Genomic DNA, 13,393 nt, shown 5'->3' on the forward strand with positions numbered 1-13,393 from the left:
GCAGCTTGCGCTGTGTGCCGCGCCTTCAAGCAGGGCCGATGACAGACGAGACGGAAGAGATCGCCGAAGCGGGAGATCCGGGCTGGGAGGCGCCGGACGGCGATTTGGCGCCGGCGGCTTCTGAAGCGCTCATCGTCGATGTCGGCGGCTTCGAAGGGCCGCTCGACCTGCTGCTCGCGCTGGCGCGCACGCACAAGGTGGATATCTCGAAGATCTCGATCCTGGCGCTCGTCGACCAGTATCTCGCCTACATCACGGAGGCGCAGCGGCTCAAGATCGAGATCGCCGCCGACTATCTCGTGATGGCCGCGTGGCTGACGTTCCTGAAGTCGCGCATGCTGCTGCCCAAGGAGAAGGAGACGGGCGACGAGCCCTCCGCCGAGGAGATGGCACAGCGGCTCGCCTTCCGCCTCATGCGGCTCGAGGCGATGCGGCGCGCCATCGGCGAGCTGATGACGCGCAGGCGACTCGGGCGCGACGTGTTCCAGCGCGGCATGCCGGAGCAGGTGCAGACGTCGAGCGAGGTGCGCTGGACGGCGGAGATCTTCGACCTGCTCAAGGCTTACTCGGAGTTGCGGCGGCGCACGGTCAAGGTCACGCACGTGGTCAAGGCGCGGCGCGTGTGGTCGATCAAGCAGGCACGCCATAAGCTCGAAAGCCTGGTCGGGCAGGCGATCGGCGACTGGGTGGAGCTCGATGCCTGTCTCAAGACCTATCTCGCGACGCAGGAGGAGGACAAGACGGTGCTCGCAAGCTCCTTCGGCGCGACGCTCGAGATGGCGCGCGAGGGGATGATCGAGCTCCGGCAGGATGCGCCGTTCTCGCCCATCTACATGCGCCGGCGTGAGGCGGGCGCGGAATGGCAGCGTGTGGATGTGGTGTTCGACGGGCCGCAGGCGTCTCAAGCCTAGCTCGACTCTGTCTGCGGAAGGAATGCGTGAGCGCGCAGGCTGCTCTCTTGTGTGTTGAGGTCGAGCGCGGCTGCGGCGCCGAAACAGGGATGGCGACATGGTTCCGCCGAAACTCAGAGTGGTGACGCGTGACGGCATCGAGGACAGCTCGGCACTTGACGAGCCCGAGGCCGAGGAGGCGCGGGAGCTTGCGCGCGCGCTCTCCGAGGTAGAGGCGGTCGAGGCCGGTCTCGCGCCCTCCGCCGAGCAGCGGCTCGAGGATCTGCGCATCGTCGAGGCGCTGCTGTTCGCCTCCTCGACGCCTCTCGACGAGGCGGCGCTGGCCCAGCAGCTGCGCCATGGCAGCGACATCGCCCAGATCCTGGAGAGCATCCGCGCCATCTATGCTCCGCGCGGCGTGAACCTCGTGCGCGTGGCCGGCAAGTGGGTGTTCCGCACGGCGGAGGATCTCGGCTATCTGCTCGAGCGCTACGCGGTCGAGGAGCGCCGCCTCTCGCGGGCCGCGCTGGAGACGCTCTCCATCGTCGCCTACCACCAGCCGGTGACGCGCGCCGAGATCGAGGAGATCCGCGGGGTCACCACCTCGGCCGGCACGCTCGACATCCTGATGGAGGCGGGCTGGATTCGACCGCGTGGGCGCCGGCGTGCGCCCGGCAAGCCGCTGACCTACGGCACGACGGACAGCTTCCTCGCCCACTTCGGTCTCGACAGCGTCAAGGACCTGCCGGGGCTGGCCGACCTCAAGGCGCAGGGCCTGCTCGACGGGCACCTGCCGCCGGGCTTCACGGTGCCCGATCCTTCGATTGCCGCCTCGCTCATGCCCGACGAGCTGCCGCTCGAGGCGGCGGAGGAGGAGCAAGACGAGGGCGACGAGGCGGAGGAGCCCTCGTCGGATGACGAGGAGGCCGTTGAGGCTCACGCCGAGGGCGACTTGCCGGATGACGGCGGCGAGGGTAAGCCAGACTAGGATCGTCAACTTTGCGGCGCCCGCTTTTCACCCGGAAGCGATCTGCAATCGCTTCGGACCTCCCCCCTGTGGGGAGAGGTCGCGAGTGTGAGCGAGCGGTGAGGGGGGCGATGCGGCTGCTTCCGTATCAACTCGAGTTCACGCGTGGCGAACTGGCTCTTCAGCACATCCGGGAAATCTCGCACCGCCGATGCGCTGCCGGGTGGCGTGCGGGCGCGGGCGGGCGCGACGTTTGCCGCGCGGCTCACGTTCGATGCCGTCTCCAAGACCTACGGGGAGCGTGCTGCGGTCGACGCGCTTTCGCTGGACATCGCGCCGGGTGAAGTCGTGTGCCTGCTCGGTCCCTCGGGGTGCGGGAAGACCACGCTGCTCAGGCTCGCGGCCGGCATCGAGCGGCCGAGCGGCGGGCGCATCCTGATCAACGATCGCGTGGTGGCGGGGCCTGAGCGGTTCGTGCAGCCCGAGGACCGCGGCGTGGGGCTGATGTTCCAGGACTTCGCGCTGTTTCCCCACCTGACGATCCTGGAGAACGTCGCGTTCGGACTGAAGGCGCTGCCGCGCGAGGATGCGCAGCGCGAGGCGCTGCTGATGCTCTCGCGCGTCGGGCTCGAGCGCTATGCGGACCAGTATCCGCACATCCTCTCGGGTGGCCAGCAGCAGCGCGTGGCGCTGGCGCGGGCCATCGTTCCGCGCCCGGCGGTGATGCTCATGGACGAGCCGTTCTCCGGGCTCGACGTGCAGTTGCGCGAGGCCATGCAGGAGGAGACGCTGGCGCTGATCCGCGAAACGCGGGCGACGAGCATGATCGTCACGCACCATCCGGAGGAGGCGATGCGGCTTGGCGATCGCATCGCGGTGATGCGCGCGGGCCGGCTCGTGCAGACGGGACGCGCCGAGGATCTCTACCATCGTCCGGTGGCGCTGTTCGTCGCCAGGCTGTTCTCAGAGATCAATGAGCTCGAGGTGCGCGTTGCGGACGGTCGCGTCGCGACGCCAATCGGCGCGCTGCCGGCGCCGGGTCTCGCCGACGGGACGCTTGCGATGCTCTGCATCCGTGAGCGCGGCGTGGGGCTCAAGGCCGCGAGCGGCAACGGACAAGACGAGGGCGCCGGGCTCATGGGCCGGGTGCGGGGCGCCAAGTTCCTGGGTGATGCCGTGCGTTACGAGGTCGTGGCCGAAGGTTTCGAGGCGCCGCTCAACGTGCGCACGGGCGCTGGGCAGCCGCTTGCGGAGGGGAGCGAGGTGCGGCTCCACATCGATCCGCGGGAGGTTCTGATCTTTCCGTCGAACGGCGATAAAACCCCTTGAATTTCAAATTTGTAATGCCCAGCTCCGGGGTCTGAGGCGCGCTTGCGGCAGGGGGGCGTTTCTGCAATAGTGCGCGCCAACCACGGCAAACACCGGGCGCCCGCGCGCCGCTCATGGCCGAGCCATCGGGCCGAGAAGGAGGCCTTTTCATGGGGTTGAGTGCGACCCATCTGCTGCTGCTGCTCGTCGTCGTCGTCCTGCTGTTCGGGCGTAACAAGATCTCCGACCTGATGGGCGACGTTGCCAAGGGCATCAAGAGCTTCAAGAAGGGGCTCAGCGAGGACGAGACGCCGACCGTCGAGACCAAAGTGATCGACAACGCGCCGGCCGCCGAGCGCGACAAGTCGAAGGCGGGCTGATCGCCGGTTCGGCGCGGCCGCAAACCGGAACGTTCCGATGTTCGACATCAGTTGGAGCGAGCTTCTCATCCTCGGCCTCGTCACGTTGATCTTTGTGGGGCCGAAGGAGTTGCCGCGCTTTCTCAACACGCTCGGCCGCTATGCCGGCGTCGTGCGGCGGCAGGCCAACGAGTTTCGCGCCGTGTTCGAGCAGGCCATGCGCGAAGCCGAGCTCGATCAGATCAAGAAGGAAGTCCAGGCCGTCAGCGAAGGCGTCAAGTCCTCGCTGGACGAGGCGACGCGCTCCGTCGAGAGCGTAAAGGCGTCGGCGAAGATCGAGCCCGAGGCCAAACTCGAGACCAAGAGTGAGACGACGCCCAAGGCTTTGGCGGCGGAGCCCTCTGCCGCGCCAGAGGCGACATCGCCCGAGCCGGATCAGCAGCCGGTGCCGGCCGGCGAGGCGGACTCGAAATCCACGGTGGGGTCCACCTGATGCAGGAAAGCCTGCCGCGTCCCGGACAAGACGACATCGACGCTTCCAAGGCGCCGCTGATCGATCACCTTATCGAGCTACGCCAGCGGCTGATCTATGCGTCGATCGCCTTCTTCGTGATGTTCCTCCTCTGCTTCGCCATCGCACGGCATATCTACGACATACTGGTCTGGCCCTACGTCTGGGCCTCGGGCAGCGAGCACGTGCGCCTGATCGCGACGCATTTCCTCGAGCAGATCTTCACGCATCTCAAGCTCGCCTTGTTCGGGGCGGCGTTCCTGTCGTTCCCGGTGGCTGCGATCCAAGTCTACAAGTTCGTGGCGCCCGGGCTCTACAAGAACGAGCGGCAGGCGTTCCTGCCCTATCTCATCGCGACGCCGGTGTTCTTCGTGCTGGGCGCGGCGGTCGTGTATTTCGTCGCCATGCCGATCCTGATCAAGTTCTCGATCGGGCTCGCGCACACGGCGAGCGAAAGCGGACCCGCCACCATCGAGCTGATGCCGAAGGTGTCGGAGTACCTGTCGCTGATCATGACGCTCATTTTCGGCTTCGGGCTCTGCTTCCAGCTTCCGGTGGTGCTGACGCTGCTCGCGCGCGCCGGCGTCGTGACGTCGGAGACGCTGCGCAGCGGGCGGCGGTTCGCCATCGTCGGCATTTTCGCCGTGGCGGCCGTGCTGACGCCGCCGGACGCGATCAGTATGATCATCATGGCGCTGCCGACGACGCTGCTCTACGAGCTTTCGATCGTGGCGGTGGCCTGGGTCGAGAAGCAGCAGGCGGCCAAGGATGCCGCAGGGGACGCGGCGGCGACCTAGGTCTCTAGACCCTGGGCTTGGGGCAGCCTATACCGTCGCGTGCATCCGACGTTATTTTCCTCACGTCATGGCTGCGTACGCGGCCATCCACGCTAGCAGCCCACCCGAGCGGCGACGTGTCGTGGGTCCCGGCCTCCGCCGGGATGACGAAGATGAAGCGACGTTGCCAATCTTCGAGGACCTCCCGTGTTCGACATCAAGTGGATCAGAGACAACGCCGAGGCGTTTGACGCCGGGCTCCGGAACCGCGGGCTCGAGCCGGCGAGCGCGAAAGTGCTCGAGCTCGACGATGCGCGGCGGCGGCACCTGACGAAGCTGCAGGAGGCGCAGAGCCGGCGCAACGCGGTGTCCAAGGAGATCGGCAAGGCGAAGGGCGCCAAGGACGAGGCGCTGGCGCAGCAGCTCATGGCCGAGGTCGCCGAGCTGAAGGAGGTCATCCAGGGCGGCGAGGAGGAGGAGCGGCAACTCACCACCGCGCTCGAGAGCGCCCTGGCCGTCATTCCCAATCTGCCGCGCGAGGACGTACCGGTCGGCAAGGACGAGATGGGCAACACCGAGGTGCGGCGCGTCGGGGAGCCGCGCACGTTCGATTTCGCGCCCAAGCAGCATTTCGAGATCGGCGAGGCGCTGGGCCTGATGGACTTCGAGACGGCGGGCAAGGTTTCGGGCGCGCGCTTCGTGTTCCTCAAGGGAGCGATCGCGCGGCTCGAGCGCGCCATCGCGAGCTTCATGCTCGACCTGCACACGGGTCGCGCCACCGAAAAACTTGGCGGCTACACCGAGGTCAATCCGCCGCTGCTCGTGCGCGACGAGGCGGCCTACGGCACCGGCAACCTGCCGAAGTTCGCCGAGGACCTGTTCCAGACGACGAACGGCTACTGGCTCATCCCGACGGCCGAGGTCTCGCTGACCAACGTCGTGCGCGAGCGCATCCTGGACGAAGCCGAGCTGCCGATCCGGCTCACGGCGTGGACGCCGTGCTTCCGGTCGGAGGCGGGCGCGGCCGGCAAGGACACGCGCGGCATGATCCGCCAGCACCAGTTCTCCAAGGTCGAGCTGGTGTCGATCACCACGCCGGAGGAAAGCTTTTCAGAGCACGAGCGCATGACGAACTGCGCCGAGGAGGTATTGCGTCGGCTCGGGCTGCCCTACCGCACCATGTTGCTCTGCACGGGCGACATGGGGTTCGCCTCGCAGAAGACCTACGACATTGAGGTGTGGCTGCCGGGGCAGGACGCCTACCGCGAGATCTCGTCGTGCTCGGTGTGCGGTGACTTCCAGGCGCGGCGCATGGGCGCACGCTACCGGCCGAAGGGGGCCAAGGACGTCCGTTTCGTGCATACCCTTAACGGCTCGGGGCTCGCCGTCGGGCGGACGCTCGTTGCCGTGCTCGAAAACTATCAACAGGCCGACGGATCCGTCATAATTCCTGAAGTTTTGCAGCCCTACATGGGCGGTGTGACGAGGATCGAGGCGGTCTAAACGGTTCCCTCTCCCTTGTTCTTATGGGGAGAGGGGGGAAAGTCGGAGACGCGATGCGCATTCTGGTGACGAACGATGACGGGGCTGGGGCGCATGGGCTCTCCGTGCTGCATCAGATCGCCCGCGCGCTCTCCGACGACGTGTGGATCGTGGCGCCGGAGATGAACCAGAGCGGCGCCTCGCACGCGCTGACGCTGCAGGTGCCGCTGCGCCACCGCGAGATCGGTGAACGCGCGTTCGCCGTGCGCGGCACGCCCGCAGACTGCGTGATCATGGGCGTCAAGCACGTGCTCAAGGACAAGGCGCCGGACCTCGTGCTGTCGGGCGTCAACCACGGCGCGAACCTCGCCGAGGACGTGACCTACTCGGGCACCATCGCGGGCGCCATGGAGGGCACGCTGCTCGGCATCCGCTCGATCGCCATGAGCCTCACCATCGGCTTCGATCCCGAAGGCAAGCAGCACTGGAAGACGCCGCTCGAGCATGGGCCGCGTATCGTCGAGCAACTGCTTGCCGCCGACTGGCCGGCGATGACGCTCATGAACGTCAACTATCCGGATCTGGCGCCAGGCGACGTCAAGGGCATCGTGGCGACGCGGCAAGGACGCCGCGATCAGGGCGGCCTGCGCATCGAGGAGCGCAACGATACGTGGGGCGATCCCTATTTCTGGGTCGGGTTCGAGCGCCGCCGGTCCGATCCGCCGCCGGGAACGGATCTGCGCGCCATCGCGGACGGCCTCATCTCGGTGACGCCGCTGCATCTCAACCTCACGCACGAGGCGGTGCGCGAGGCGCTCGGGGCCTCGCTCAGGCTCGGCGGCCCTGGCCGGCTCAAGGACGCGGGCTGAGCGTCAGCCGCCAAGTCGCCGAGATTTCTCCGTCATCGCAGCACAATCGCAGCGTAAGGAAGACGCGTGCGGGGAGCCGGATTTTCGGCATGCGGCCGGCTGCTGTCCTCGATTTCCCCCGCTTCTGATTCGCGCTTCAGGCACGCGTTAAGGTTCTCTTAACTCGTTAAGGGTTACCTGATGAGGGTATTCAAGGTGAGTGGCATGTTAAGTTCCTTGCGTAAATGTCATCTATTCACCCTCGGTGTCGGACGCGTGAAGATCGGGGCGGTCTTCGCCGCCTCCGTGCTGGCTGGCTGCAGCGCCAGCGTCTCCCGGTTCGACCTGGGGTATTCCGACGGGGCGCGCACGCAGTCGGGCTATGCGTCCTCCGGCACGACCGGCCGCGTGGCGTCGGCCGAGTACGGGTCGGCGGGGTATGATCGCCGGGCCTCCGGCGGCAGCAGCGTGGCCCGCTCCGAGCTCGCGCCGATGACGACCGCAGCGATCCCGCCCCAGCAGGGCGCGCCCTACAACGGCGATGCCGGCTATGGCCAGGGCTACAGCGCCGCGCCGTCCTACGACTCCAGCCAGCGGACGCCCCCGCCGCAGTCACAGCCGAGCTATGCAGCGCCGTCCCGCGGATCGTCGGGCGCGTCGTCCCATGGATACTCGCCCCACGGAAACTCGGGTGCGCCGGGCTACGGCGGCTCCTCCGGAGGCGTTCCGCCGGTCGCGTCGCGCGGCACCGGTGCCACGGGCGACATGATCGAGGTTCGCCCCGGCGATACGCTTTATTCGCTCTCGCGGCGCCACGGGGTTTCCGTCAACGCATTGAAATCCGCCAATGGCCTCACCTCCAACGATCTGCGCCCTGGACAGCAGCTCCATCTGCCGGCAGCGGAGACGCGGCCTCCGGCGGCGACGGTCACCGCGCGGCCTCCGCGCGAGAACTACGAGACGGTGGCCGTGCGGCCAGTGCAGCAGCAGCCCGCCGCCGAGGCGCCGTCCGACTGGACTCGCAGCTACACCGTGCGCCAGGGCGACTCGCTCTACGGCATCGCGCGCCAGAACGGCGTGAAGCTCTCCGATCTCGAGCGCTACAACCGCATCACGGACTCGCGGAAGGTGATGCCCGGCACTGTGCTGAAGGTTCCGGGCGAACCGGCAAGCGAGGGCGCGACGGTTGCCGAGGCGCCGCCGCCTGCAGCCGAGCCTCCGCGCTATTCGCCTCCGGCTTCGACGGCGAGCGAGCCGACGCCGTCGCCGGCTCCCGGCGTGGTGCGGCTCGGCGAGACGCCGAGCACGCCGCCGGCAGCCTCCACGCCGCAGCAGCCGACCATGCTCAACGGCACGGGCACGGCGGGGCCGGCTCCGGAGCGAGTCGCGAAGGCGGAGCAGGGCTCGGCCAGCGACGCGGTGTCGCCGTCCAATCCGCAGACTTCGACCGCCGTTGCGGGCTTCTCGAAGCTGCGCTGGCCGGTGGCCGGAAAAGTGATCAGCGCCTTCGGGCCGCGTCCGGACGGCACGCACAACGACGGCGTCAACCTCGCCGCGCCCATCGGCACGGACATCCATGCGGCCGAGAACGGCGTGGTGGCCTACGCGGGTGACGAGCTCAAGGGCTACGGCAACCTCGTGCTCGTGCGCCACGACAACGGCTGGGTGACCGCCTACGCGCATGCCGACGAGATCCTCGTCAAGCGCGGCGACCGCATCAAGCGCGGACAGGTGATCGCCAAGGCCGGACGCACGGGCCAGGTGGATCAGCCGCAGGTGCACTTCGAGCTGCGCCAGGGCCAGAAGCCCGTCGATCCGACGCCGTTCATGGAACGGCTGTAGTCAGGCCGGGCAACAGGCAGCGGGCAGCCGGCAGCGGACGGTATACGGCTGAGACGAACGCTGCCTGTTGCCCGTTGCTGCTCCTCAGAGCGGCAACGTCTTGCCGAGCCGCCCCGCCAGATCCTGCGTGAACTGCCAGGCGACGCGACCCGAGCGGCCGCCGCGCGTCACGCTCCACTCCAGTGCCTCGCGGACCAGATCGTCGCGCGCGATCGGCAGCTTGAAATGCTTGGCGTAGCCTTCGACCATGGCCAGGTAGTCGTCCTGGCTGCAGTTGTGGAAGCCGAGCCAGAGCCCGAAGCGGTCCGACAGCGACACCTTCTCCTCCACGGCCTCGGAGGGATTGATGGCGGTCGAGCGCTCGTTGTCGACCATGTCGCGCGGCATCAGATGGCGGCGGTTCGACGTGGCGTAGAAGAGGACGTTGGCCGGGCGCCCCTCGATGCCGCCCTCGAGCACGGCTTTCAGCGATTTGTAGCTCGTGTCGTCGCGGTCGAAGGAAAGGTCGTCGCAGAACACGATGAAGCGATGTGGTGAAGCGCGCAGGGCCGTCAGCGCGGCCGGCAACGTGGCGATGTCCTCGCGATGGATCTCGACCAGCTTCAGCCCGCCCGCAGGCTTGGCCTTGGCTTTCGCCAGGCCCGCCTGCACCTCGGCGTGGACGGCCTTGACCAGGCTCGACTTCCCCATGCCGCGCGCGCCCCAGAGCAGTGCGTTGTTGGCCGGCAGGCCCTCGGCGAAACGGCGCGTATTGTCGAGAAGCTGGCGGGCGGCGCCGTCGATGCCCTTGAGGAGCGCGCGGGGCACTCGGTTCACGGCTGCGACCGGCTCGAAGGAGAGCGTCCCCGCGTGCCAGAAGAAGGCGTCCGCCTCGTCGAAGCGTGCGGGTGCTGGCGGCGAGGGGGCCAGCCGCTCCAGGGCGGCGGCAATGCGGTCGAGACGGGCGGCTAGGTCGGAGTCGTGGCTCATGATCGCGGTGCCTGATATCTTTTCCTTGATTTCCGGGCGCTTGCCAGACTTTTGCCGGCGCGGCGGCGCCCGTGGATTGGGTTCGGGCTCTCTATAGCCCGACCGGTGCCGATGGTGCCAGATTGCGTGCTGGGCAGGGTTTCCCTCCCGTGCCGGCGAGGGTTGCAAACGAGGCCCCGGGCACTATAGTCGCGGCCGATCTTGGGGCGGACAGCTTGCGGAGGATGCTCCTGCGAGGCTGGCCGCGTTTCGCTTCACCCCCACCGACAGACGATCCGGCAAGGACCAGTCCCTCATGTTCATCTCTTCGGCTTACGCCCAGTCCAGCAGCCCGATGGCAGACCCGTTCAGCGGGCTGCTCATCCCCATGCTGTTGATGGTGCTCATCTTCTACTTCCTCGTGATACGGCCGCAGAGCCAGCGCCAGAAGCAGCATCGCGAGATGGTCGAGCGGGTGCGCCGTGGTGACACGGTCGTGACCTCGGGCGGGTTCATCGGCAAGGTTTCGCGCGTGCCGGACAACTCGGACGAGATCGAGGTCGACCTGTCGGATACACTCAAGGTCCGCGTCCTCAAGAGCACGCTGCTCGACGTCCGCTCGAAGAGCGAGCCGGTGAAGGACGCTACGGTCACGAAATAAGCCATGTGCTGCGCGACGCCTGGGGCGGCCGCGCGCTTTGCACACTGCAACCACCCAGGGAGGGGTTCGCTCCGGCATGCTGCATTTCGAGCGTTGGAAGATCATCGCGATCGTGGGGACGATTTTCGTCGGCGTCCTGTTCGCGCTTCCCAACTTCTTCTCCAAGGAGACCGTCGAGTCGTGGCCGGGCATCCTGCCCAAGCGGCAGATGCCTCTCGGCCTCGACCTGCAGGGCGGCGCGCACCTCCTGCTCGCGCTCGACCAGAAGGAGCTACGCACGGACTGGCTCAACAACCTGCGCGAGGATGCGCGCCGGACGCTGCGCGAAAAGAAGATCGGATTCTCAGCCATCGGCGTCGCGGGTGATGCCGTGCAGGTGCGCCTCGTGAAGCCCGAGGAGACCGACAAGGCCCTTACCGAGCTCAAGAAGCTCATCCAGCCGATCGGCAACCTCATCCTCGGGACCGCGCGCAACGATTCCGAGGTGGAGCGCGGCAGCGAGCCGGGGGTGATCCTCATCAGGCCGACGGAATACGGCATCCAGGAGCGCCTCTCGCATGCGGCGGCGGCGTCGATTGAGACCATCAACCGGCGCGTGAACGCGCTCGGCACAGCGGAGTCGACGGTGGTGCAGCAGGGGCGCGATCGCGTGCTCGTGCAGTATCCCGGCCTCAGCGACACCAAGCAGCTCAAGGAGCTGATCGGCAAGACGGCCAAGCTGTCGTTCCATGCCGTGCATCCGACGGTCTCGGCCGAGGAGGCGAAGAGCTCGCGTCCCCCGGCCGGCTTCCGTGTCTACGAGGCGGCCGAGGAGGAGCAGGGCTACCAGTCGGCTTATGTGCTGCAGGAGACGGCCGTGGTGCAGGGCGACGATCTCGTCGATGCCCAGCCCGCCTTCGACAGTCAGACGAATGCGCCCATCATCACCTTCCGCTTCAACCAGTCGGGTGCGCGCAAGTTTGGCAACTTCTCCAAGACGCACGTCGGCGAGCCGTTTGCCATTGTTCTCGACGACAAGGTGATCTCGGCGCCGGTGATCCGCGAGGCGATCCTCGGCGGCTCGGGGCAGATCTCGGGCAACTTCTCGGTCGAGAGTGCCAACAACCTCGCCATTCAGCTCCGCTCGGGCGCGCTGCCGGCGAAGCTCACCATCGTCGAGGAGCGCACGGTCGGCCCGTCGCTCGGCGCGGACAGCATCGAGGCGGGCAAGGTGGCCGGCATCGTCGGGCTCATCGCCACCGTCATCCTGACGACGCTCGCCTACGGCACGTTCGGCGTCTACGCGGTGCTCGGCCTTATCGTGCACGGAATCCTCATTCTGGCGCTGATGAGCGCCATCGGCACGACGCTGACGCTGCCCGGCATCGCGGGCTTCGTGCTCACCATCGCTATGGCAGTCGACGCCAACGTGCTGATCTACGAGCGCATCCGCGAGGAGCTCAGGGCTGGGCGCACGCCCGTCGCGGCCATCGAGACCGGCTTCCGGCGCGCGTTCGTCACCATTCTCGACAGCCAGCTCACGACGCTCGCCGCCGCCGTCATCATGTTCTGGCTCGGGTCGGGGCCGATCCGCGGCTTCGCCGTCACGCTGACGCTCGGCATCCTCACGTCCGTCTTCGCCGCCGTCACGGTGACGCGTCTGCTCGTCGCCCTCTGGCTCAAGAGCGCCACAAAACACAACAAGCGCACGAGCGCGGTCTCGGTGCCGATTTAGGGAAGGTTCCACCCCATGTTCCTGGTACCCGACTTCAAGGGTAACGACTTCTTTCCGCACGGAACGCGATTGCCGTTCATGCGCTACAAGCTGCATTGCCTCGTCATCTCGACGCTGCTCACGCTGCTTTCGCTCGGCATCATCCTGACCAAGGGCTTCAACTACGGCGTCGACTTCAAGGGCGGCTCGATGATCGAGGTGCGTGCCAAGTCGGGTGCCGCCGACGTTTCCGCGATGCGCGGCACACTCAGCGGGCTCGGCCTCGGCGACGTGCAGATCCAGAGCTTCGGCACGGAGGCCGACGTGCTGATCCGCATCGAGCAGCAGCCCGGCGAGGAGGAGGCGCAGCAGGCCGCAGCGGACAAGGTGCTGGCAGCGCTCGGCAACGACTTCGAGCTCAGGCGCATCGAGGTGGTCGGTCCGGCGGTCTCGAGCGAGCTCAGGTTCAATGGCCTGATCGCCATCCTTGCGGCGATGGTGGCCATCGTCGCCTATGTCTGGGTCCGCTTCGAGTGGCAGTTCTCGGTCGGCGTTCTCGTCGGGCTGGTGCACGACGTCGTCATCACGGCCGGCATCTTCTCGCTGTTCTGGCTCGAGTTCGATCTCGCCATCGTCTCCGCGCTGCTCACCATCCTCGGCTACTCGATCAACGACTCGGTCGTGGTGGCCGACCGCATCCGCGAGAATTTGCGCAAGTACAAGAAGATGCCGCTGACCGAGCTGCTCGACCTCTCGATCAACGAGACGCTGTCGCGCACCGTGCTTACGGGCGTCACGACGATCGCCGTGCTGCTGTCGCTGTTCTTCCTCGGCGGCGAGGTGATCCGCAACTTCACGTTCTGCATGCTGTTCGGCGTGCTTGTCGGCACGTACTCGTCGATTTTCGTTTCGGCGCCGCTGATCGACTACCTCGGCATCAAGCGCGACTGGAGCGGCGAGACGGCGAAGACGGGGGCGGGCGCCGGAGTCTCCGCGCGGCCCTAGAGCACGATCAGCTTTGATTGAATCGGGATCGCGCTCTAGCCTTTTGATGAGACCGATGATTCACGCTTCGGACTGATAGGGTCCGAAGCGATCATGGTCTAGC

At 67.2% G+C, this 13,393-nt stretch carries 13 protein-coding genes; 12 read left to right on the forward strand and 1 reads right to left on the reverse strand.

The annotated features are described in order from the left end of the window. The first annotated feature begins 38 nt into the window (after nt 1-38). From IT540_RS06770 to IT540_RS06810, 9 genes are all read left to right on the forward strand, one after another. Complete coding sequence (locus tag IT540_RS06770; protein WP_291174820.1) at nt 39-911, forward strand: ScpA family protein; 873 nt, start codon at nt 39-41, stop codon at nt 909-911. A gap of 97 nt (nt 912-1,008) precedes the next feature. Then, complete coding sequence (gene scpB / locus IT540_RS06775) at nt 1,009-1,878, forward strand: SMC-Scp complex subunit ScpB (RefSeq protein ID WP_291174825.1); 870 nt, start codon at nt 1,009-1,011, stop codon at nt 1,876-1,878. Between the two features lie 144 nt (nt 1,879-2,022). After that, nucleotides 2,023-3,186 (forward strand): ABC transporter ATP-binding protein, encoded by a 1,164-nt coding sequence (locus IT540_RS06780; RefSeq protein ID WP_291174829.1) that lies wholly within the window; start codon nt 2,023-2,025, stop codon nt 3,184-3,186. A gap of 149 nt (nt 3,187-3,335) precedes the next feature. After that, nucleotides 3,336-3,545: a twin-arginine translocase TatA/TatE family subunit gene (gene tatA, locus IT540_RS06785; protein ID WP_291174832.1), complete on the forward strand. Its 210-nt coding sequence runs from the start codon at nt 3,336-3,338 to the stop codon at nt 3,543-3,545. A gap of 37 nt (nt 3,546-3,582) precedes the next feature. Further along, nucleotides 3,583-4,017: a Sec-independent protein translocase protein TatB gene (gene tatB / locus IT540_RS06790; RefSeq protein ID WP_291174835.1), complete on the forward strand. Its 435-nt coding sequence runs from the start codon at nt 3,583-3,585 to the stop codon at nt 4,015-4,017. Next, a complete protein-coding gene (tatC, locus tag IT540_RS06795) occupies nt 4,017-4,832 on the forward strand; it encodes a twin-arginine translocase subunit TatC (RefSeq protein ID WP_291174838.1) in 816 nt (271 codons plus the stop codon). The genes tatB and tatC overlap by 1 nt, the downstream gene beginning before the upstream one ends. A 186-nt stretch (nt 4,833-5,018) precedes the next feature. After that, a complete protein-coding gene (serS, locus tag IT540_RS06800; protein WP_291174842.1) occupies nt 5,019-6,314 on the forward strand; it encodes a serine--tRNA ligase in 1,296 nt (431 codons plus the stop codon). Nucleotides 6,315-6,367: 53 nt separating this feature from the next. Continuing rightward, nucleotides 6,368-7,162, forward strand: coding sequence for a 5'/3'-nucleotidase SurE (gene surE, locus IT540_RS06805; protein ID WP_291174845.1), 795 nt, complete (start codon nt 6,368-6,370; stop codon nt 7,160-7,162). Between the two features lie 255 nt (nt 7,163-7,417). Then, complete coding sequence (locus IT540_RS06810) at nt 7,418-8,983, forward strand: peptidoglycan DD-metalloendopeptidase family protein (protein ID WP_291174848.1); 1,566 nt, start codon at nt 7,418-7,420, stop codon at nt 8,981-8,983. 84 nt (nt 8,984-9,067) lie between these two features. Here IT540_RS06810 and IT540_RS06815 read toward each other — a convergent pair whose 3' ends face one another. Then, nucleotides 9,068-9,952, reverse strand: coding sequence for an ATP-binding protein (locus tag IT540_RS06815; RefSeq protein ID WP_291174851.1), 885 nt, complete (start codon nt 9,950-9,952; stop codon nt 9,068-9,070). 295 nt (nt 9,953-10,247) lie between these two features. Between IT540_RS06815 and yajC the strand changes: the two genes are divergently transcribed. The 3 genes from yajC (at nt 10,248) to secF (ending at nt 13,290) form a co-directional block, all read left to right on the forward strand. Continuing rightward, entirely contained in the window at nt 10,248-10,592 is a 345-nt protein-coding gene (yajC, locus tag IT540_RS06820) for a preprotein translocase subunit YajC (RefSeq protein ID WP_291174854.1), read from the forward strand. Between the two features lie 76 nt (nt 10,593-10,668). Then, nucleotides 10,669-12,306, forward strand: a complete 1,638-nt coding sequence (gene secD, locus IT540_RS06825; protein WP_291174859.1) for a protein translocase subunit SecD — start codon at nt 10,669-10,671, stop codon at nt 12,304-12,306. Between the two features lie 15 nt (nt 12,307-12,321). Continuing rightward, nucleotides 12,322-13,290 carry a protein translocase subunit SecF gene (secF, locus tag IT540_RS06830; RefSeq protein ID WP_291174862.1) on the forward strand — a complete coding sequence of 323 codons (969 nt, stop codon included), beginning with the start codon at nt 12,322-12,324 and terminating at the stop codon, nt 13,288-13,290. Nucleotides 13,291-13,393: the final 103 nt, after the last annotated feature.

Source organism: Hyphomicrobium sp., from assembly GCF_020852195.1.
Classification (GTDB): Bacteria; Pseudomonadota; Alphaproteobacteria; order Rhizobiales; family Hyphomicrobiaceae; genus Hyphomicrobium_C.